The organism is Bradyrhizobium sp. I71 (assembly GCF_022354745.1).
In the GTDB taxonomy this organism is placed as follows: Bacteria; Pseudomonadota; Alphaproteobacteria; order Rhizobiales; family Xanthobacteraceae; genus Bradyrhizobium; species Bradyrhizobium liaoningense.
In genome coordinates this window covers 251,567-271,796 of the sequence record NZ_CP059398.1, presented here as the reverse complement: position 1 = coordinate 271,796, position 20,230 = coordinate 251,567, and the positions used below count along the sequence as shown (strand labels likewise).

General features: G+C 65.5%; 23 protein-coding genes. 10 read left to right on the top strand and 13 right to left on the bottom strand.

The window, feature by feature from the left end; genetic code table 11:
• The first annotated feature begins 79 nt into the window (after positions 1-79).
• Positions 80-412 carry an ATP-dependent Clp protease adapter ClpS gene (clpS, locus tag FJV43_RS01305; protein WP_024341051.1) on the top strand — a complete coding sequence of 111 codons (333 nt, stop codon included), beginning with the start codon at positions 80-82 and terminating at the stop codon, positions 410-412.
• A gap of 290 nt (positions 413-702) precedes the next feature.
• Complete coding sequence (gene clpA / locus FJV43_RS01300; protein ID WP_239624050.1) at positions 703-3,111, top strand: ATP-dependent Clp protease ATP-binding subunit ClpA; 2,409 nt, start codon at positions 703-705, stop codon at positions 3,109-3,111.
• Between the two features lie 68 nt (positions 3,112-3,179).
• Here the strand turns inward: clpA and FJV43_RS01295 are convergent, their stop codons facing one another.
• The 5 genes from FJV43_RS01295 to FJV43_RS01275 all read right to left on the bottom strand — a co-directional run bounded on the left by FJV43_RS01295 (position 3,180) and on the right by FJV43_RS01275 (position 8,004).
• Entirely contained in the window at positions 3,180-3,632 is a 453-nt protein-coding gene (locus tag FJV43_RS01295; RefSeq protein ID WP_239624049.1) for a translation initiation factor 2, read from the bottom strand.
• Between the two features lie 126 nt (positions 3,633-3,758).
• Positions 3,759-5,180 carry an MFS transporter gene (locus FJV43_RS01290; RefSeq protein WP_239624047.1) on the bottom strand — a complete coding sequence of 474 codons (1,422 nt, stop codon included), beginning with the start codon at positions 5,178-5,180 and terminating at the stop codon, positions 3,759-3,761.
• Positions 5,181-5,264: 84 nt separating this feature from the next.
• Positions 5,265-5,609 carry a c-type cytochrome gene (locus FJV43_RS01285; protein WP_239624046.1) on the bottom strand — a complete coding sequence of 115 codons (345 nt, stop codon included), beginning with the start codon at positions 5,607-5,609 and terminating at the stop codon, positions 5,265-5,267.
• A 115-nt stretch (positions 5,610-5,724) separates the two neighbouring features.
• A complete protein-coding gene (locus FJV43_RS01280; RefSeq protein ID WP_239624044.1) occupies positions 5,725-6,750 on the bottom strand; it encodes an aldo/keto reductase in 1,026 nt (341 codons plus the stop codon).
• A gap of 297 nt (positions 6,751-7,047) precedes the next feature.
• A complete protein-coding gene (locus FJV43_RS01275; protein WP_239624043.1) occupies positions 7,048-8,004 on the bottom strand; it encodes a helix-turn-helix domain-containing protein in 957 nt (318 codons plus the stop codon).
• A 190-nt stretch (positions 8,005-8,194) separates the two neighbouring features.
• Here FJV43_RS01275 and FJV43_RS01270 point away from each other — a divergent pair, with 190 nt between their 5' ends.
• A complete protein-coding gene (locus FJV43_RS01270; RefSeq protein WP_239624041.1) occupies positions 8,195-9,211 on the top strand; it encodes a carbon-nitrogen hydrolase family protein in 1,017 nt (338 codons plus the stop codon).
• A gap of 27 nt (positions 9,212-9,238) precedes the next feature.
• Here FJV43_RS01270 and FJV43_RS01265 read toward each other — a convergent pair whose 3' ends face one another.
• On the bottom strand, positions 9,239-9,877 hold the full coding sequence (locus FJV43_RS01265) for an HAD family hydrolase (protein WP_239624040.1): 639 nt from the start codon (positions 9,875-9,877) through the stop codon (positions 9,239-9,241).
• An 88-nt stretch (positions 9,878-9,965) separates the two neighbouring features.
• On the opposite strand from FJV43_RS01265, the gene FJV43_RS01260 reads away from it, so the two are divergent.
• The 4 genes from FJV43_RS01260 to tsaA all read left to right on the top strand — a co-directional run bounded on the left by FJV43_RS01260 (position 9,966) and on the right by tsaA (position 12,788).
• Complete coding sequence (locus FJV43_RS01260; RefSeq protein ID WP_239624038.1) at positions 9,966-10,919, top strand: transglycosylase SLT domain-containing protein; 954 nt, start codon at positions 9,966-9,968, stop codon at positions 10,917-10,919.
• A 259-nt stretch (positions 10,920-11,178) separates the two neighbouring features.
• Complete coding sequence (locus FJV43_RS01255) at positions 11,179-11,919, top strand: AzlC family ABC transporter permease (RefSeq protein ID WP_194393508.1); 741 nt, start codon at positions 11,179-11,181, stop codon at positions 11,917-11,919.
• Positions 11,916-12,266 (top strand): AzlD domain-containing protein, encoded by a 351-nt coding sequence (locus tag FJV43_RS01250; RefSeq protein WP_061877280.1) that lies wholly within the window; start codon positions 11,916-11,918, stop codon positions 12,264-12,266. The genes FJV43_RS01255 and FJV43_RS01250 overlap by 4 nt, the downstream gene beginning before the upstream one ends.
• A gap of 30 nt (positions 12,267-12,296) precedes the next feature.
• Entirely contained in the window at positions 12,297-12,788 is a 492-nt protein-coding gene (gene tsaA / locus FJV43_RS01245) for a tRNA (N6-threonylcarbamoyladenosine(37)-N6)-methyltransferase TrmO (RefSeq protein ID WP_239624037.1), read from the top strand.
• A 64-nt stretch (positions 12,789-12,852) separates the two neighbouring features.
• Here the strand turns inward: tsaA and FJV43_RS01240 are convergent, their stop codons facing one another.
• The 4 genes from FJV43_RS01240 to FJV43_RS01225 form a co-directional block, all read right to left on the bottom strand.
• Positions 12,853-13,281, bottom strand: a complete 429-nt coding sequence (locus FJV43_RS01240; protein ID WP_239624035.1) for an HIT family protein — start codon at positions 13,279-13,281, stop codon at positions 12,853-12,855.
• 60 nt (positions 13,282-13,341) lie between these two features.
• Positions 13,342-14,598: a GNAT family N-acetyltransferase gene (locus FJV43_RS01235; protein WP_239624033.1), complete on the bottom strand. Its 1,257-nt coding sequence runs from the start codon at positions 14,596-14,598 to the stop codon at positions 13,342-13,344.
• A 123-nt stretch (positions 14,599-14,721) separates the two neighbouring features.
• Positions 14,722-15,468 carry a glycerophosphodiester phosphodiesterase gene (locus FJV43_RS01230; protein ID WP_239624031.1) on the bottom strand — a complete coding sequence of 249 codons (747 nt, stop codon included), beginning with the start codon at positions 15,466-15,468 and terminating at the stop codon, positions 14,722-14,724.
• Positions 15,469-15,473: 5 nt separating this feature from the next.
• Positions 15,474-15,941, bottom strand: a complete 468-nt coding sequence (locus tag FJV43_RS01225; RefSeq protein WP_061021329.1) for a RidA family protein — start codon at positions 15,939-15,941, stop codon at positions 15,474-15,476.
• Positions 15,942-16,163: 222 nt separating this feature from the next.
• Between FJV43_RS01225 and FJV43_RS01220 the strand changes: the two genes are divergently transcribed.
• A complete protein-coding gene (locus tag FJV43_RS01220; protein ID WP_239624029.1) occupies positions 16,164-17,009 on the top strand; it encodes a cell envelope integrity EipB family protein in 846 nt (281 codons plus the stop codon).
• Between the two features lie 76 nt (positions 17,010-17,085).
• Positions 17,086-17,487 carry a RidA family protein gene (locus FJV43_RS01215; RefSeq protein ID WP_239624027.1) on the top strand — a complete coding sequence of 134 codons (402 nt, stop codon included), beginning with the start codon at positions 17,086-17,088 and terminating at the stop codon, positions 17,485-17,487.
• 7 nt (positions 17,488-17,494) lie between these two features.
• On the opposite strand, the gene FJV43_RS01210 is transcribed toward FJV43_RS01215, so the two are convergent.
• The gene (locus tag FJV43_RS01210) at positions 17,495-17,899 is read right to left on the bottom strand and encodes an ACT domain-containing protein (protein WP_239624026.1); all 405 of its coding nucleotides are present in this window, start codon (positions 17,897-17,899) and stop codon (positions 17,495-17,497) included.
• A 100-nt stretch (positions 17,900-17,999) separates the two neighbouring features.
• Between FJV43_RS01210 and FJV43_RS01205 the strand changes: the two genes are divergently transcribed.
• Entirely contained in the window at positions 18,000-18,476 is a 477-nt protein-coding gene (locus tag FJV43_RS01205) for a DUF4269 domain-containing protein (protein WP_239624024.1), read from the top strand.
• Positions 18,477-18,500: 24 nt separating this feature from the next.
• Here FJV43_RS01205 and FJV43_RS01200 read toward each other — a convergent pair whose 3' ends face one another.
• Together FJV43_RS01200 and FJV43_RS01195 are read right to left on the bottom strand one after the other, a co-directional pair.
• Positions 18,501-19,790: a DNA polymerase IV gene (locus tag FJV43_RS01200; protein ID WP_239624022.1), complete on the bottom strand. Its 1,290-nt coding sequence runs from the start codon at positions 19,788-19,790 to the stop codon at positions 18,501-18,503.
• Positions 19,787-20,098, bottom strand: a complete 312-nt coding sequence (locus FJV43_RS01195; RefSeq protein ID WP_061877289.1) for a DUF3572 domain-containing protein — start codon at positions 20,096-20,098, stop codon at positions 19,787-19,789. Before FJV43_RS01195 ends, FJV43_RS01200 begins: the two co-directional genes overlap by 4 nt.
• Positions 20,099-20,230 lie beyond the last annotated feature (132 nt).

Below are 20,230 nucleotides of genomic sequence, written 5' to 3'. Positions count from 1 at the left end.
GAATTTGAACGCCTGTGCCATGCCGCAATTGACTTCCAGTATCGACCTGTCCGCGCCAGCCGCCGCCGACGCTCCTCGCATGAGCAATGACGAGAACCGTTCGGGCAACCCCTCGGGTCCGAACACTTCGGTCATCACCAAGGTCAAGCCCAAGACCAAGCGGCCGAACCTTTATCGCGTGCTGATCCTGAACGACGACTACACGCCGATGGAGTTCGTCGTCCACGTGCTGGAGAAGTTCTTCAACAAGGACGTCGAAGCGGCGACCAAGATCATGCTGCACGTCCATCATCACGGCATCGGCGAGTGCGGCGTGTTCACCTATGAGATCGCCGAGACCAAGGTGACGCAGGTGATGGACTTTGCCCGCAAGCACCAGCATCCGCTGCAATGCGTGATGGAAAAGAAGTAAGACGCCTTGCGGCGCGTTTGAAGCCGGCCCTTGTGCAAGTCGCGGCGTGATTGTTGCAGTCACGGCTGCGCGCGAATCCCGTTGCCGGCCGGCAAAACTACGGAATTCCGCGCCGGCGCCGATCCCGCCCAAATCGGAACGGGTTTTGCATTGAAATTACCGCAGGTGTGTCGCCGCCGAGTCGCGGAACCGGTCTTTCGCCGCGGTCTTGTATAACTATATGTGACAAAGGTTGTTGTTGCCTGACCGGGCGAGGACGATCATGATGGTGGGGGCCATAGAGGACGCGAATGCCGACTTTTTCCCAAAGCCTTGAACAATCCCTGCATCGTGCGCTGGCGATCGCAAACGAGCGTCATCACCAATACGCGACGCTCGAGCATCTTTTGCTCTCACTGATCGACGACTCCGATGCAGCCGCGGTCATGCGCGCCTGTAGCGTCGATCTCGACAAGCTCCGCACGAGCCTCGTCAACTACCTTGAGACCGAATTCGAGAACCTGGTGACGGATGGCGCCGACGACGCCAAGCCGACCGCCGGTTTCCAGCGCGTGATCCAGCGCGCGGTGATCCACGTTCAATCCTCCGGTCGCGAAGAGGTGACCGGCGCCAACGTGCTGATCGCGATCTTTGCCGAGCGCGAGAGTCATGCCGCGTATTTCCTGCAGGAGCAGGACATGACGCGCTATGACGCGGTCAACTACATCAGCCACGGCATTGCCAAGCGGCCGGGCGTATCCGAGGCGCGCCCCGTGCGCGGCGTCGACGAGGAGACCGAGACCAAGGGCAATGAGGACGCCAAGAAGAAGGGCGAGGCGCTCGAGACCTATTGCGTCAACCTCAACAAGAAGGCGCGGGACGGCAAGATCGATCCGGTGATCGGACGCAATTCCGAGATCAATCGCGCGATCCAGGTGCTGTGCCGCCGGCAGAAGAACAACCCGCTGTTCGTGGGCGAAGCCGGCGTCGGCAAGACCGCGATTGCGGAGGGCCTTGCCAAGCGCATCGTCGACAGCGAGGTGCCGGAGGTGTTGGCGGCCGCGACCGTGTTCTCGCTGGACATGGGCACGCTGCTTGCCGGCACGCGCTATCGCGGCGACTTCGAGGAGCGCCTCAAGCAGGTGCTGAAGGAGCTCGAGGCGCATCCCAACGCCATCCTGTTCATCGACGAGATCCACACCGTCATCGGTGCGGGCGCCACGTCGGGCGGGGCGATGGATGCTTCGAACCTGCTCAAGCCGGCGCTGGCGTCGGGCACCATCCGCTGCATGGGCTCGACCACCTACAAGGAATATCGCCAGCACTTCGAGAAGGACCGCGCGCTGGTGCGGCGCTTCCAGAAGATCGACATCAACGAGCCGACCGTCGAGGACGCGATCGCGATCCTCAAGGGACTCAAGCCGTATTTCGAGGACTACCACCGGCTGAAGTACACCAACGAGGCGATCGAGGCCGCCGTTCAGCTCTCCTCGCGCTACATCCACGACCGCAAGCTGCCGGACAAGGCGATCGACGTGATCGACGAGTCGGGTGCGGCGCAGATGCTGGTCGCCGAGAACAAGCGCAAGAAGACCATCGGCATCAAGGAGATCGAGACCACGATCGCCTCGATGGCGCGGATCCCGCCCAAGAGCGTGTCGAAGGACGATGCCGAGGTGCTCAAGCATCTCGAGCAGACCTTGAAGCGGACCGTGTTCGGTCAGGACAAGGCGATCGAGTCGCTCGCGGCTTCGATCAAGCTGGCGCGTGCCGGCTTGCGCGAGCCGGAGAAGCCGATCGGCTGCTACCTGTTCTCGGGTCCGACCGGCGTCGGCAAGACCGAAGTCGCCAAGCAGCTCGCGGCGAGCCTCGGCGTCGAGCTGCTGCGCTTCGACATGTCCGAATACATGGAGCGGCACACCGTGTCGCGCCTGATCGGCGCGCCTCCCGGCTATGTCGGCTTCGACCAGGGCGGCCTCTTGACCGACGGCGTTGACCAGCATCCGCATTGCGTGGTGCTGCTCGACGAGATCGAGAAGGCGCATCCCGATCTGTACAACGTGCTGCTCCAGATCATGGACCACGGCCGGCTCACCGATCACAATGGCAAGCAGGTCAACTTCCGCAACGTGATCCTGATCATGACCACGAACGCGGGTGCGTCCGATCTCGCCAAGCAGGCGTTCGGCTTCACGCGCTCGAAGCGGGAAGGGGACGACCACGAGGCGATCAACCGGCAGTTCGCGCCGGAATTCCGCAACCGTCTCGATGCCATCGTCTCGTTCGGCCATCTCAGTGTCGAGGTGATCGGCACCGTGGTCGAGAAGTTCGTGCTTCAGCTCGAAGCGCAGCTCGGCGACCGCGACGTTACCATCGAACTGTCCGAGCCGGCCAAGGCTTGGCTGGTCCAGCACGGCTACGACGAGCAGATGGGCGCGCGCCCGATGGCCCGCGTGATCCAGGAGCACATCAAGAAGCCGCTAGCCGACGAGGTGCTGTTCGGCAAGCTGAAGGGAGGCGGTCACGTCCGCGTCGTCCTGGTGAAGGACGAGGCCGACGAGACTAAAGACAAGATCGGCTTCGAGTTCGTCGAAGGCCCGGTCACGCCGAAGCAGGAGAAGCTCCCGGGTGCTCGCAAGCGCCCGCCGGGCAAGTCCAAACCGGGCGGTCCCGGCGGCTCGAAGGGGCCGACCTCCAAGGGCCCGCTGGTCAAGGCTTGATCTGCACGCGATGAAATCGAAAAGGCCGGCTGCAAAGCCGGCCTTTTTGCTTCAGGTTGCGGGCGGCCCTACGTTCCGGCCTCTCGGGCCGCCGCCGGCCGTGGCTTTTTCGGAACGGTCGGCCGCGCACGGGTAGGCACCGACGGCTGCATCGTCACGATGACCGGGTTCGGCTTGTGATCGGTCGCAGCGCCGGTCGCGGCATCGACACCCATGCCGATGAGGCCGCCGGCCAGGAGATTGCCGGCGAAACCGGCGGCGCCGGTGCCTGATACTTCCTTTGTGAGCTGCACCGTCTGGGATTCATAACCTTCCTTCTGAAAGGTGATGGTGATGTCGGCGCTGCGCTTGGCAACGATCGCGCATGGCGTTGTGCAGGTTGTGGGCACTTCGAGCCCTGTGACCTCGGCTTCGACGCCAGACGGTGTTGATGAAATGCTGATATTCTCGGTCGTGCCGCGCGTGACGGACGCGCAGCCGCCCAGCATGACGCTGAGCGCCACAATTCCAAATAAACGCATGAAATGCCCCTTGTCCCGCCGTCACTGGAGCGCAACCGGAGCGCGAGGGCAATAGGTCATTGGTCCGGATAGTTAAGTTACGCAGGAGTTGTGCACGAGATTGCGGTAGCCGAGACGTAGCGCCCGCTAGTCCCCGCGCAGGCGCTGATCGTCCTGGACGCGGACGTGCTCGGCGCCGCGCGCGCCCGCGGGCGACAGCCGCAGCATGCTCAGCATCGCGCCGCAGAGCGCAAATCCGACGGCGACGAGCAGCGCCAACCTGGTGCCCTCAACCGGATATCGTCCGAGCAGCAGCGCCACCAGCGCTGCCCCCGTGGTCTGGCCGAGCAGGCGCGCCGTGCCCAGCATCCCGCTGGCGCCGCCGGCGCGCTCGCGCGGGGCGGCCGCGATCATGGTGCGGTTGTTGGGGGTCTGGAACAGGCCGAAGCCGGCACCGGCCAGCGCCATGCGCCAGATCACGTCGAACGGGGTCGGGCTCGCGGGCAGGAAGGCCAGCGCGGCGAGACCGCAGGCGAACAGTGTGAGCCCGATGCCGCCGAGCAGGCCGGCCGGATAATGTTCGACGAGGCGGCCGGCGAGGGGGGCCGCGAAGGCCACCGCGATCGGCCAGGGCGTGATCAAGAGGCCCATCTGCACCGCCGAATAGCCGAAGCGGCTCTGGAGATAGAAGGGGATCGCGACGAAGGCCAGCATCTGCCCGCAGAACGATGCGATCGAGGTCGCTATCGACAGCGCGAACACCGGAATGCGCAACAGATCGACCGGCAAGAGCGGCGAGCTCATGTGGGTTTCGCGATAGATCAGCAGCGCGCCGGCGACGATGGCGATGGCGAATTGTGCGAGGCAGGTGATGGCGGCCTCGCCATGACCGACGCTGTCGACGGCGGCGATGCCGACACCGAACGTGATCGCGGACAGGCCCGCGCTCTGCCAGTCGAAGGAACGGCTCGCTGGCTTGGTGTGCGGCAGGCTGCGCAGGCCGATCAGCAATGTCACCGCACCGAGGGGCACGTTGATGGCGAACAGCCAGGGCCAGCTTCCGACGGCCAGGATGCCGGCCGCGAGCGTCGGTCCGACCGCAGCCGAGAAGGCGACCACGAGCGCGTTGAGCCCGATGCCGCGGCCGAGCTGGCTGCGCGGATAGGTGAAGCGCACCAGCGCCGCGTTGACGCTCATGATGCCGGCCGCGCCAAAGCCCTGGAGGATGCGCGCGGCCGTCAGCAGCGGCAGCGTGTGCGCCAGCGCGCACAACGCGGAGGCCAGCGTGAACAGCACCAGTCCGACAAGATAGACGCGGCGATAGCCGACGATCTCGCCGAGCGAAGCCAGCGGCAGCAGTGAGATCGTGATCGCGAGCTGGTAGCCGTTGACGATCCAGATCGAGAAGGCCGGGCTTGCATCGAGGTCGGCCGCGATCGTCGGCAGCGCGACGTTGGCGATGGCGCTGTCGACCACCGCCATGATGATGCCGAGCGCAATCGTCAGCACCGCCTGGTTGCGCTGTGGCTGCGGCAGGCCGTCGGCATGCTCGATGGTGGTCGATGACATCGTGAAGCGTGCTTGCTCGAGACGCGGTTGCTGGTCCGCAACCTGATCCGACCCGGGATGGTTCCAGCCAAAGCCTGGGCGGTTTCAGTCCTGTTTCGGCTTCCGTGGCTCCTGAATCGCCTTGAGGTAGCTTACCACGGCCTCGGCGTCGTCTCGGCCAAATCGAGCCGTGGGCATGGCGCGGTGGATGCTGCTGTAGCCGTCCTGGAGGCGCTGCATGAAATCGGGGTCGTAGAGTTTGTTCTCGCCGAGGTTCCGGAAGGGCGGTGCCAGCTCGTTCCGGCTCTTGCCTGTCCTGCCGACCGCGTGGCACTGCGCGCACATCCGTTGCAGCAATGCTTCGGCGCGCCGCTGTTCGAGATCCAGGGCTTGACTTGCCGTGCTCCACAGAACGCCAACGGCTAGCAGCGCTGGCGCGATCCTATTCATCGCTCATGTCCATCATTCCCAGCGCAGGGCCCTCATGGCAAATCGGCGCGGCAGCCTCGCGAGTGCCGCAGCGTGTCACGGCCGACACAGGCGGGCTTGATGCAGCTCAACTGTCCTACGCCGCCGGCGGATTCCGCTCGGTGAAGGTCACGCGCTGGTGCCAATAGGGATAGGGCAGCGTCACCGTGCTCGCGGCATCGAGCTTTGCGACCTGGTCCTTGGTCAAGGACCAGCCGACCGCACCGAGATTTTCGCGCAGCTGGGTCTCGTTGCGCGCGCCGATGATCAGCGTCGAGACAGTCGGACGCTGGAGCAGCCAGTTGAGCGCGATCTGCGAGACGCTCTTGCCCGTCTCCTTCGCGATTTCGTCGATGGCCTCGACGACACGGTAGACATGCTCGTCCGGAACGGGCGGTCCGAACTCGGCCGTCTTGGGCAGTCGGCTGACTTCCGGCTTCGGCTGGCCGCGGCGGATTTTTCCGGTGAGGCGTCCCCATCCGAGCGGCGACCAGACCACGGCACCCAACCCCTGGTCGAGCCCGAGCGGCATCAACTCCCATTCGTAGTCGCGTCCGATCAGCGAATAGTAGGTCTGGTTGGCGACGTAGCGCGGAAAACCGTGCTTGTCGGCGACGGCGAGCGATTTCATCAGGTGCCAGCCCGAGAAATTCGAGACGCCGACGTAGCGGATCTTGCCGGCGCGCACGAGCACGTCGAGTGTTGAGAGCACCTCTTCCGGCGGAGTGAAGGCGTCGAAGCCGTGCAGCTGGAACAGGTCGATGTAGTCGGTGCCGAGCCGGCTCAACGAACCGTCGACGGCCGCGAGCAGATGCTGGCGCGACGAGCCGATATCGTTGGGGCCCTCGCCGAAGCGGAAGGTCGCCTTGGTCGAGATCAGAACCTTGTCGCGGCGGCCCTTGATCGCTTCGCCAAGCACCCGCTCGGACTCGCCGAGAGAATAGACATTCGCAGTGTCGAACATCGACACGCCGGCTTCGAGGCAGATGTCCAGAAGGCGCCGCGCTTCAGTCGCGTCGGTCGCGCCCCAAGCCGCAAGGCGGCCGACGCCGCCGAAGGTGCCGGTGCCAAGACTGAGAGCGGGCACCATGAGGCCTGAACTGCCCAAGCGTCGGTATTCCATCGATGTGCTCCTCGGCTGGCCGCCGGTTGATCGATGCGGCCCCTCGGGTCGATGGTAGTGCAAGCAGGCGCTGCGTCCTATCACGCGCTCACATACCGGCCTTGCTTGGGATGGGCGCATCTCGTCGAATACGGCCTCGCAACGCGCGCGCCGAACGTCGTCACCAAAGATTGAGCTTCGAGCCTCGTTGCGGGTGAGAGGGAGCACACGTGTTCGCATCACCCGCCTGCCGCGGCAGAAGCGTCAGGCTCCAGCCATCACGACCAGCACCGGATCGATCGCGGTCACACCCAGATCTCAGTGCCGCAACTGGCTCTGCCTGAAATCGCGCGGCGACATTCCGAAATGCTCGCGGAAGACGCGGCCGAAATGCGAGAGGTCGTTGAAGCCCCAGCCGAATGCGACCTCGCTGATGTGGCGATGGGCGAGCACAGGCGAAGCGAGGTCGCGCCGGCATCGGGCGAGGCGTTCGGCAAGAACATGGCGCTGGAAGGAGGTGTCCTCGTCGGCGAGAAGATCGTTGACGTAGCGCGGCGAGATGCCGAGCGCGCCGGCGGTCTCCGCGAGCGAGAGGTCGGGATCGGAGAGGCGGGCGCGGATGTGCGCCTTCAACCGGTAGAGCAGGGCCGAGCGGTGGGTCGAGGACGGCAGCGATGTCCTGCCGAGCCACTCGCTCAAAGCCATGGCGAGCAGATCGACCGCCTGTTCCGACAGCGCGGCGGCGGTGTCCGGGGCCAGCCCGTCCGCGCTCTGGCAAAGCCGGAAGATGAAATCATAGGCGAGCCGCTCGAGCGGCCCGTCGGCGCCGAACGACGTCGCGGTCAGCGTCTCGGTGCCGCCGAGCCGGCGCCGCAGCATCTCGCGCGGCACCTTGAAGATGGTCTGCGTGAAGGCGTCGTTGAACTTCAGCTCATACGGACGCGTGGTGTCATAGAGCGCGAACTCGCCGGGATGGATCACGGTTTCCCGGCCGTCCTGCACAACACCACCGCTGCCGCGATTGCCGAGGGCAATGAGAACAAAATCCTGGTCCGAGCGCGCGATGCGAGAGGGTGTGCGGAACACGTGCTGGCGGTCGGAGCAGACTTCGGAGCATGCCGCCTTGCCGAGCGAAGCCTGCGTGACCGAGCCGCGAAAGGCGCTGCCGAGGTCGGACTTGCAGTCGAGGCCGACGAAGACGTCGCAGACGATGTCCTGCCAGAGGGCGAGCCGCCGATAGCCGGGGCTGCCGTCTGTCGTGAACTGGATGGTCATCTGGACAGCCTCCCTTTCACATCCCGCAAAATCGCCGGGGATCCAGCCTGCCGGAGGCAAATCCCGTACCGACCGACGGTCCCTTCCCAGTCGAATTTTTGTTCCGCCGCGGTCGAGCGCAAGGCCGCCCGGCTTGGCCAAATAGACTGCATCGGACGTGGTTTCCGATCAACCGGCAATGGAGGCGGGAATGGGCATCGAGCATCCGAAATACAAGGTCGCGGTGGTGCAGGCGGCGCCGGCCTGGCTTGACCTCGAGGCCTCGATCGACAAGTCGATCGCCCTGATCAGGGAGGCCGCGGAAAAGGGCGCCAAGCTGATCGCCTTTCCCGAGGCCTTCATCCCCGGTTACCCCTGGCATATCTGGATGGACTCGCCGGCCTGGGCGATCGGCCGCGGCTTCGTGCAGCGCTATTTCGATAATTCGCTGGCCTACGACAGCCCACAGGCCGAGCGGCTGCGCGAGGCCGTGCGCAAGGCAAAGCTCACCGCCGTGATAGGCCTGTCCGAACGCGATGGCGGCAGCCTCTATCTGGCGCAATGGCTGATCGGGCCCGACGGCGAGACCATCGCAAAGCGCCGCAAGCTGCGGCCGACCCATGCCGAGCGCACCGTCTATGGCGAGGGCGACGGCAGCGACCTTGCCGTGCATGCGCGGCCCGACATCGGCCGTCTCGGCGCACTGTGCTGCTGGGAGCATCTCCAGCCGCTGTCGAAATACGCGATGTATGCCCAGAACGAGCAGGTCCATGTCGCGGCCTGGCCGAGCTTCTCGCTCTACGATCCCTTCGCGCCGGCGCTGGGTGCCGAGGTCAACAACGCCGCCTCGCGTGTCTATGCGGTGGAGGGCTCCTGCTTCGTGCTGGCGCCTTGCGCGACGGTGTCGCAGGCCATGATCGACGAGCTCTGCGACCGGCCGGACAAGCATGCGCTGCTGCATGCTGGCGGCGGGTTTGCCGCGATCTACGCCCCCGACGGCAGTCAGATAGGCGAGAAGCTGGCGCCGGATCAGGAGGGATTGCTGATCGCCGAGATTGATCTTGGCGCCATCGGCGTTGCCAAGAACGCCGCTGACCCCGCCGGCCACTATTCGCGGCCCGATGTGACGCGGCTTCTGCTCAACAAGAAGCGGTACCAGCGCGTCGAGCAGTTCGCGCTGCCGGTCGACACCGTCGAGGCCACGGAGATCGCGGCGGCGGCAAGCTGAGCGTCGCTGGGCGAAGACGGGCTTACGTCAAGCCACACAATGTCCTAGCAGTTCGGGATGTGCGGCGCAGATGTGGTGTGCGCCGGCATCGCGCAGCTCGGCCTCGCTGCCATAGCCATAGAGCACGCCGATGGCGGTCATGCCGTTGCTCCTGGCTCCGACCACGTCATGGCTGCGGTCGCCGATCATGATCGCGTTGTTCGCGTCGACCCTGGCCTCGTCGAGCGCATAGCGAAGCAGGTCGCGCTTGTCGACGCGGGTGCCGTCGAGCTCGGAGCCGAACACGCGCTCGAAATACGGCTTCAGGCCGAAATGATCGACGATGCGGGTGGCGTAGACCGCAGGCTTGCTGGTCGCGACGAACATGCGCGGTGTTGTCGCAGTAAGCCTCGTGAGGGTGTCCATGATGCCGGCATAGGCTTCGTTCTCGAACAGGCCGATATCGCTGAAGCGCTCCCGATAGAGCAGCAGCGCGCGGTCGGCGAGTTCGTCGGTTCCGGTGAGCTTTTTCAAGCTGGCATGCAGCGGCGGCCCGATGCACCAGGTCAGTTCGTCCTCGCTCGGGACAGGCTGGTTGAGCCGCTCCAGCGCGTATTGGATGGATCGCGTGATCCCCGGCTTGGGGTTGGTCAGCGTGCCGTCGAGATCAAAAAAGATTGTCACCATTCGGGCGCGACCTGCGTTGATACTGCCGCTTGTGCTAGTTGGCTGGGGTTCCAAGTCAAGGTCCGATTTGTCCGATAGCGTCAACGCCATGCGAATAGCTCGGGTCATCGCAGTCTTGTGCCACGCCGTCGTGCTGTCGCCGGTGCTCGCAGAGGATGCGCCGGCCCCCGTCGTGCCTTCCAATGCCGAGGAACCCGCGAAGCCTGCGGAGAAACCCGCGGACGCGCGCGAGAGCGACACGCGGGAGTCGATTTGCCTGATCGTGGAGGCGGCTGCGCGCGATGCCAATCTCCCGCTCGAATTCTTCGCCCGGGTGATCTGGCAGGAGAGCCGCTTCCAGGCCGATGCGGTCGGCCCGATGACGCGCAACGGCGAGCACGCACAAGGGATCGCGCAGTTCATGCCGGGCACTGCAAGCGAGCGCGGGCTGCTCAATCCATTCAATCCGGTGCAGGCATTGCCGAAGTCGGCCGAGTTCTTGAACGAGCTGCGCAACCAGTTCGGCAATCTCGGCCTCGCCGCGGCGGCCTACAATGCCGGTCCGCGCCGCGTGCAGGAATGGCTTGCCGGCACCGGGCCGATGCCGGAGCAAACCCGCAACTACGTCTTCGCCATCACCGGCACCAGCGTCGATGCCTGGGCCAAGGCAGGCAGCACCGGCAAGGGGCCGCCGAGTTCACCGCCGACGAGCTGCCGTGATCTGATGGCGCTGCTCAAGCGGGCGCCGAACCCGTTTGTCGCCGAGCTCGAGCAGCATGTGGAGCTTGCCGCCGCAAAGAGCTGGGGCGTGCAGCTCGCGGCCGGCTTCGACCGCAACAAGGCGCTGGCGATGTATTCCAGAGCGGTCACGAAACTGAGCGCCGTGCTCGGCGAGCGTGACCCGAGCCTGCTAAGCTCGGTGATGCGCAGCCGCGGCACGCGCGCCTTCTACCAGGTCCGTATCGGCGCGGATACCCGAGCCGAGGCCGATGATCTGTGCAACCGCATCCGCAAGGCAGGCGGCGCCTGCTTCGTGCTGAAGAACCGCGGTGTGAGCGGGTAGCTCCGCTCCGTCGTTCCGGGGTGCGCCCCCTTGGGCGCGAGCCCGGAATCCATCGGACCGCAGAGATCGTGGTGAAATGGATTCTCAGGTGCGCGATTGCGCACCATAGCTCGCGACTTCGTCGCGCCCCGGAATGACGGTGCGGGTGTCGCGCCAGGCGTCGCCCGCGCATGCCAGCCCCGCCGCGGGCTTCCTTGACGCGGATGCCCCCATTGCCCGTTATGCGGGCACGATTCCGTAAACCCCGACCGACACTCCCGTGGCGCTTCCTCCGCTCGATTCCCCTCAATGGCAAAGTCCGTGGCGCGCGTTTGCGTGGGGACTGCGCTCGATCACGCAGACGATCCTCACCATCGTGCTGTTCGTGACCTATCTCGGCATCGGCGCGCTTGCCCACGACACCCATTTCAGCCTGGTCTGGGCGCTCGCCTCGACGCTGTTCGTCTGGGCCGGTCCCGCGCAGATCATTCTCATCACGACGCTCGGCTCGGGCGCGACCATCATCCAGTCAGCGATCGCGGTGACGGTGAGCGCCATTCGGCTGTTTCCGATGGTCGTGTCGGTGCTGCCGCTGATGCGGACGCCGACGACGAAACGACGCGAGCTGGTCTTCGCCGCGCATCTGACGGCGGTGACGCTGTGGGTCGAGTGCCACCGCTTCCTGCCGCTTGTGCCGCGGGAGCGGCGCATCGCCTTCGTCCACGGGCTCGGCTGTGGCCTCGTTTCGGTGTGCCTCGTCGCCAACACCGTCGGCTATTTCCTCGCCGCCAATCTGACCCAGACGCTGGGAGCGGCGATCCTGCTGCTGACGCCGCTGTCCTTCCTGTTCTCGACCGCACGCAACAGCCGCGAGGTCGCCGACGTCGTCGCGCTGGCGCTCGGGATCGTGCTCTATCCGCTGGCCGCCAGGATGAACTCCGGCCTCGACATCCTCGTCAGCGGCGTGGCGGCCGGCACGATCGCCTATGGCGTGCATTGGTGGCGGGAGGTGCGCGCATGAGCTTTGCGCAGCTCATCGGCGACTGGCACGCGCTCGCCGTGCTGTTCGTCGCCGGCGTCGTTCCCAACCAGATCTGGCGCATGCTGGGCCTGTGGTTCGGCGGTGGCATCGACGAGGGCTCGGAGCTCCTGGTCTGGGTGCGGGCGGTCGCGACCGCGATCCTGGCCGGTGTCATCGCCCAGATCGTGGTGGAGCCGCCAGGGGCGCTTGCCACTGTACCTGACGTGCTGCGCTATGGCGCGGTCGGCGCCGGGCTCGTCGTCTTCCTGCTGACCCGCCGCTCGATCTTCGCCGGCGTGGTCACGGGCGAAGTCTTCATGCTGGCCGGCAAGTGGTGGTTGGGCTAAAACCGCCGGCGAACAGCAAGGAACTGAAATATGGTTCGCGAACAGGAGCTACGCGAGGGCGAGGTCGCCATCGAGCTGCCGCCGACGCAAGATGCCGGCCTCGTCTTCATCGGCCGTATCCGCACGCCCTGGACGTCGCGCCTGGAGACGCCGCGGCAGGGGCGTCAGGACGGCCCGATATGCCGGCTCGAGATCTTCGAGCCGTTCGTGCCGGCGATCAAGGGCGTCGATTTCTACAGCAATCTCGAAGTGCTCTACTGGCTCGACCAGTCGCGCCGCGACATCATCCTGCAAAGCCCGAAGAACAACGAGAAGACCCGCGGCACGTTCTCGCTGCGCTCGCCGGTTCGGCCCAACCCGATCGGCACGTCGATCGTGAAGCTGGTCGGCATCGAGGGCAATTCGATCTTGGTGCGTGGGCTCGATTGCCTCGACAACACACCGCTGATCGATCTCAAGCCCGACCGCTGCGAGTTCACGCCACTGGCCGCGCCGCAGAAGGGCGATTTCGAGATGGAGTAGTCACGCTCTCTCCGTCGTCATTGCTTCGTCGCAAGGGCTCCTCGCAATGACGGAGTCTGTGGGGCTACCCCGCCTTCAACGCCGCGATCAGCTTGGCCGCGTGCTCTTCCAGCACCTTGGCGTCTTCCATGCGGCTCGCCGGCGGCAGCATGGCGACGCCGTCGTGGCGCGGCATGACGTGCATGTGCAGGTGAAACACTACCTGTCCACCGGCCGGCTCGTTGAATTGCTGCACGGTGATGCCGTCGGCCTCGAACGCCTTCATCGCGGCGGCCGCGATCTTGTGCGCGCCGCGGGCGACATGGGCGTAGTCGTCCGGCTTGATATCGAGGATGTTGCGGGCAGGGGCCTTCGGGATCACCAGGGTGTGACCGGGGACGCGCGGCATGATGTCGAGGAAGGCCAACACGTGTTCGTCCTCGTAGACCTTGTAGCAGGGCAGCTCGCCACGCAGAATCTTTGCGAAGATGTTGTTGGTGTCGTAGGCGGTCATGGTAGCTCCTCGGCGGCTCCTCGAGATTTTGCGCTTACTGTCACCAGCAACGGCGAGGCGTCAAGGCGCCTCATCGGCGCCCTTGCGGAACGGGCCGAGCTCGGCGAGCTCCCGTCCGGCCTCCGCGACATAGGCGCGCTCGCGCTTGAGGTAATCGTCGATGGCGCGGCGCAGGCCCGGATCGGCGATGAAGTGGGCGGAGTAGGTGGTGCGCGGCAGGTAGCCGCGCGCGATCTTGTGTTCGCCCTGCGCGCCGGCCTCGACATGCTTCAGGCCGTGTCTGATCGCGAAGTCGATCGCCTGATAGTAGCAGACCTCGAAATGCAGGAACGGATGATGCTCGACCGCGCCCCAGTTGCGGCCGAACAGCGTGTCCGAGCCGATGAAGTTGATCGCGCCCGCGATCCAGCGGCCGTTGCGGCGGGCCATCACCAGCAGCACGTCCTCGCTCATGGTCTCGCCGATCAGTGAGAAGAACTCGCGCGTCAGGTAAGGCCGGCCCCATTTGCGCGAGCCGGTCTCCATGTAGAATTGGAAGAACGCATCCCAGGCATCCTTGGTGATGTCCTTGCCCGTGAGGCAGTGGATCGTGATCCCCGCGGCCAGTGCGTCGCGCCGCTCGCGCTTGATCGACTTGCGGTGGCGGGAGTTCAGCGTCGCCAGGAAATCGTCGAAGCTCGCAAACCCCTCGTTGTGCCAGTGGAACTGCTGGTCGGTGCGCTGGAGGAAGCCGTGCTCGGCGAGCAGCTTCCATTCGGCCTCGCGCGCGAAGGTGACGTGGACCGAGGACGCCTTGCTGACGCCGCACAGCGCCACCAGGCCGCTCGCCAGGGCGTCGGTGATCTGCGCACGGTCGACGCCTTCGCGGACCAGCAGCCGCGGCCCCGTTGCCGGCGTGAAGGGAACCGAGACCTGGAGCTTTGGATAGTAGCGCCCGCCGGCGCGCTCATAGGCATCCGCCCAGCCGCGGTCGAAGACGTATTCACCCTGGCTGTGCGATTTCAGATAGCAGGGCACGACGCCGACGACGCGGCCGTCGAGCTTGGCCACCAGATGCCGCGGACCCCAGCCGGTGCGGATGGTCGCCGAACCCGATTTCTCGGCGGCGGAAAGAAATGCGTGCGAGACGAACGGGTTATAGGCAGGACTTGAGAGGCCGAGGGAATCGCCTGGAAGGGCGGATGAGGTTCCCAGGCCATGCCCCTTGCAAGCCTTTTCGTTAAGAGCCTTGCCGGGATTGGCGCAGGCGTCCCAATCCTCGGGCGAGACTTCGCCAATGGATGGTACGGCCTCGAGCGTAATGTCGGATGATGCCATTGCGCCCAAGATCGTGCATTGCAGCAGCGACTTCAAGGGGTGGGAACTGAGCTCTCTCGTGCCCCGGTCGCATCGCAGCGCGCTTCCGGGCCACGAGAGCTGGCGCTGTGCAGCGGCGTCCTCTTACGGCACGAACCCCTCGAAGATCATCTGGTCCGCATATTGGCCGACCCGCGTCCGCTGCTCCGGGGTGCGGACGGTCCAGCCGAGCAGGGCGCAGCCGAAGACGTTGCGCGCGATCCAGGGGGCGGGGGCCGGGAGGTGATCGACCTTGAAAGCGACGAAGTGGGGCTGGGTCCGGAAGCCGTGGCGCAGGTACAGCATGCTGTCGCGCTGCTGCTGCGTCAGGTTAGCCCAATACTCATCCTCGTAGATCCGTTGCGCGACGATGCCGCGCGGACGGGAGGGCAGCAATTCGCGCAGCGCCAGCACCTGGTCGGGATCGAACGACATGCCGACCGCGGGGCCGTCATAGGACGCCAGCACTTCGGCCATCCGCTTCACCAGCTTGCGGTCGCCGCCAAAATGACTCTTCACCTCGATCACCAGCGGCACGCGGCCGGCGACCATGGCGCAGAGGTCGCTGAGCGACATCATCCGCTCGTCGGTGTCCCTGAACCTGACCGCCTTCAGCTCCGCCGCGGTCTTCGAGATGACGTCCCCGGTGGCCTCGGTGAGACGGCCCAGCGCGTGATCGTGATGCACCATGGCCTCGCCGTCGGACGAGAGCTGGATATCGACCTCGATCGTGAAATTGCCCGCAATCGCAGCCTGCACCGCGCCCGGCATGTTCTCGACGATGCCGCGCGAAATGTCGTGCAGGCCGCGGTGGGCGACCGGCCGGGCTGTCAGCCAATCCGGAGCGCGCATGCGCCTCAGGCGACCTCGAACACGCCGTCGACCTCGACCGCCGCATCGGCGGGCAGCGAGGCGACCCCGACGGTGGTCCGGGCATGGCGGCCCTTGTCGCCGAAGGCGGCGACCATCAGGTCGGAGGCGCCGTTGAGCACCTTCGGCCCGTCGAGAAAGTCCGGCGCCGAGTTGATGAAGCCGCCGAGGCGGACCACCCGCACGACCTTGTCGAGATCGCCGAGCGCTGCCTTGACCTGGGCCAGCAGGTTCACCGCGCAGCCGCGTGCGGCTGCCGCCCCCTCTTCAATGGAGACACCAGCGCCGAGCTTGCCCTTGGCGATCAGCTTGCCGGCGGGGTCGAAGCAGACCTGGCCGGAGACGAACAGCAGGTTACCGGTGCGCACGAACGGGACGTAGTTGGCGACGGGGGTGGGGGCCTCATGCAGCTTGATGCCCTGTTCCGCCAGTTTCTGCTCGACCGTGCCCGCCATGTCCGACCTCGTTGTCCAAAATCATTGCCCCGGCGCGTCCGTTCGAAGGCCGGGCGCGCCCTGTTTCGCCCATCGTGCCGTCACATGCAAGCAACCGGAAGGGGGCGCATTTTGTTGTGGCAGGCCAACGCGAAGCGGCAACTTTACGTGAAACGGCCTCAGTTGCGACGCAATGGAACGGTCATTAAAATGTCGAATCTGCGCTTTCCTCAGGGAACAGACATGGTGCACCTTTTCCGGACTTCGCTCGGTGTGATGGCGCTCGCGGCGGCCGCTTTCGGCCCCGGCGGCGGGGCGCTGGCCGCCAATGGTCCGTTCCTCGCGCACCAGGCGTTGTATGACCTCAATCTCGTCAAATCGCGCTCCAATTCGGTCAACAGCGCCCGCGGCCGCATCCTCTACAATTTCACGGGGAACGCCTGCGAGGGCTATACCTCGGAATTCCGCCAGGTCTCCGAGCTCGACAGCGGCGAGGGCAAGGTCACGCTCAGCGATCTCCGCTCCAATTCCTGGGAGGACGCCGCCGGCAAGAGCTACCGCTTCAAGATCGAGACGCGCATGAACGAGGCGGATGCCGGCCGCGTCGACGGCTCGGCCGAGCGCGACGGCGACCACATCAACGTCAAGCTGAAGCTGCCGGCGCCGAAGAGCTTTACACTCGACGGCAAGATCGTGTTCCCGACCGAGCAGATCCAGCGCATCATCGCCGCCGCAAGGGACGGCAAGTCGCTGCTCGAGCTCTCCGTCTATGACGGCTCCGACGACGGCCAGAAAGTCTACAACACGCTGACCGTGATCGGCCAGCCGATCCCCGCCGACCGTGCCACCTCGGGCGATGCGTCGACCTCGGACGAGCACATGAAGTCGCTGAAGCGCTGGCCCGTCACCGTCAGCTATTTCGACCGCGACGCCCAGCAGAAAGAGGGCGAGCAGACGCCGGTCTATGCGATGTCGTTCGAGCTCTACGAGAACGGCGTCTCGCGCCAGCTTATGCTCGATTACAACGATTTTGTGATCTCGGGTTCGATGGGCAAGTTCGACGTCAAGGACAGCAAGCCCTGTAATTGAGGGTTCGTTGCATCTAGCCCTCAACACCGTCTCCCGCTACGCTTCCGTCCAACCACAAACCTGCGGGAGCCAGCCCATGCCCAAGCTCGACCATCTCCGCCCCAGCGGCCTGCATCACAATCCCGCTTACTCCCATGTCGTGACCGCTACCGGTGCGCGCACCATCTACATCTCCGGCCAGGTGTCGGTGGATGAGGAGGGGCGGATCGTCGGCGAGGGCGATATCGCCGCGCAAACGACGCAGGTGATGCAGAATCTCGGCCACGCCCTGAAGGCGGCCGGGGCGACCTACGCCAACATCGTCAAGATCACGACGTTCGTCGTGAACTACAAGCCGGAGCTGCGCCCGATCATCGGCAAGGCCCGCTCCGCCTTCTTCGAAGGCATGGAGCCTCCGGCCTCGACGCTGGTCGGCGTCTCCGCGCTCGCCGCGCCGGAATGGCTGATCGAGATCGAGGCGATCGCGGTCACGGATTGAGCCCGGGCTACGCCGACCTGGCTTTGGCCATCTCTTGCAGAACCGCCAAGGCCTCGTCGGCGCGGTCCACCGGTACGAACAGGTGATCGTGATAGAAGGCCGAAACGGCATTCACGCTGATGCCGGCTTCGGCCAGACGTGACGTGACAGCCGCCAGAAAACCCACCGCATCGAGTGCGGAGTGAACGGTCAGAGTGATCAGGCGCGAGGCAAAGGCGTAGTGCAGTCCTGCACGCTCGGCATCCTCACGCCGCATCACGAGTGTCCTGCCTTCATGCTCGCGGAACGTCAGCAGGCAGGTGGCGGTTGGAAGGGGCTCGTCGTGCGGAATGGTGCAGAACACGAAGATGTCCCCATGCAGGTCCGGCTTCATGTTGCTCAACAATGCGCCGAGATCGAGCTCACCTGTCATGGCGCGTTGCCTTTCCGTAGATGACTTCGCAATCCGGCGACAGTAATCGGTGCTATACGAACCGCAAATGGACTACCAAGCTGCGATTGAGAGCTCAGGGGTGTTGGAGTCGCTTCGTGCGTTCGACCCGCGCGTGGTCGGCACACTGCCCCTCGGACTTGCCGTGTCGGGCAGCGACGTGGATATCGTCTGCCACGCCCTTGATCCCGTCGGCTTTGCCGAGACGATTTGGCGACGATATCATTCCTGCGCTGATTTCCTGATCTGTCAATGGACGTCTGCGGGGCGTCCATTGGTTGCGCGCTTCGTGTGGGGCGGATGGCCGTTCGAGATTTTCGGAGCGCAACGGCCGGTCGACGAGCAGCCGGGATGGTTGCACTTCGAGATCGAAAGAAGGCTGCTGGCACTCGACGATGGTCGCCTGCGCAGCGCCGTCGCTCGGCTGAGATCGCAGGGTGCCAAGACGGAGCCAGCCTTCGCCGCCGTGCTCGAGATCGCCGGGGATCCCTATCGCGGCCTGCTCGATCTCGTCCACGAAACGGACCATCAATTGCGGGCCCGGCTGAACGGGCTGTGACGACGAGCGCGGGCCGACCGGCGATCACTCCTGCGCCTTCTCCGGCCCGTCATAGGCGATGCCGCGGATCACCGCAGCGCTGCCGAATTTCTTGCGCAAACTGTCCACCGCGCGCTCGGCGTGCGCGGCGCGGCGGTCGAGCATGTCGGTATCGTCGCTCGCCGAGCCTTCGCGCAGCGCGCTGACGCCGGCGCCCATCAGGCGGAAGGCGGTGCCGTCGATCTCCTTGGCCAGCATCTCGCGGCAGATCGAGAAGATCTTCGCGGCGAGCTGGGTCGGGGCCGCAATGGACTGCGAGCGGGTACGCTGGCGGAAGTCGGCGGTCTTCAGCTTCAGCGTCACGGTGGAGCCGGCGAGTTCGCTGCTTTTCAGGCGCGACGACGTCTTCTCGCACAGCCGCCATAGAATCTTCTCCAGCGTCGCGAAATCGCGGATGTCGGTCTCGAAGGTGGTTTCGCTGGAGATCGTCTTGGCGCCCCGATCCGGCTCGACGCGGCGGTCGTCGATGCCGCGCGCGAGCCGCCACAGCCGGCGGCCGTCGCTCGGAAACTGCCGCATCATCTCGATCTCGTCGGCCTTCTGCAGGTCGGCGATGATGCGGAAGCCGCGCTGCACGAGGCGCTCCTGCGTCGCTGGTCCCACGCCGAAGATGAAGCCGACCGGCCTCGAAGCCAGCATCAGACGGGCTTCCTCCTGGTCGAGTGCGGCAAAGCCGCGGGGCTTGTCGAGGTCGGAGGCGATCTTGGCCAGGAACTTGTTGCAGGACAGGCCGACCGAGACGGTGATGCCGATGTCACGCTCGACGTCGCGGGCAAAGCGCGCCAGCACCTTGGCCGGGATCATGCCGTGCACCCGTTCGGTGCCGGAGAGATCGAGGAAGGCCTCGTCGATCGAGAGCGGCTCGACCAGCGGCGTCAGCGCCTGCATGGCCTGGCGCACCTCGCGGCCGACCCGGACATATTTGGCCATGTCCGGCCGGATCACGGTCGCATGCGGGCAGGCCTCCAGCGCCTTGAACATCGGCATGGCGGAGCGCACGCCATAGGTGCGGGCGATGTAGCAGGCGGCCGACACCACGCCGCGTTTTCCCCCGCCGATGATGACGGGCCTGTCGGCGATGTCAGGATTGTCGCGCTTCTCGACCGTGGCATAGAAGGCGTCGCAGTCGATATGGGCGATGGTCAGGCCCGCCAGCGCGCGGTGGCGGACGAGGCGAGGGGAACCGCAGGCCGCGCAGCGCCGCACCTCCATGTCCAGATCGGCCAGACAATCCCGGCAGAAGCAGCGGGGCCCGGCCGGGTCGGCGGCCGTCACGGCACGTCGCGCTCCCAGGACGGATCGCCGAGCGCGTCCCCGAGGACCTGGCGCGCTGCGGCAACGTTGGTCGGATGCAGCTCCGAGGCGCTCGCGAAGGCCTTCACGGTGGCGTCATCGCGCAGCACGAAATCGAGCACGTTGAGGAGGAAATTCGGGTCCGAGGCGGCGTTCCGGAGGGTCTCCGGGCCCACACCTGTCTCAGCCAGGAACAGGCCCAGTCGCTCGGGCTCGCTCGCGACGAAGGACAGCGCCTGAATCGCAACGATTTCAGCGACTTCGCGGGGGTTGTGAACAGGCTTTTTCACGGGCCCGATTTGCCTTTCCGTTAACTTTCGGTGTCTACTTTGCATCATGCCCGAGTCTCGTGCCTGAGTCTTGCGACCCTGGGGGCAAGCAACTGGAAACCACATCGCAGAAAGTGGCCCCTCGGCTTTAAC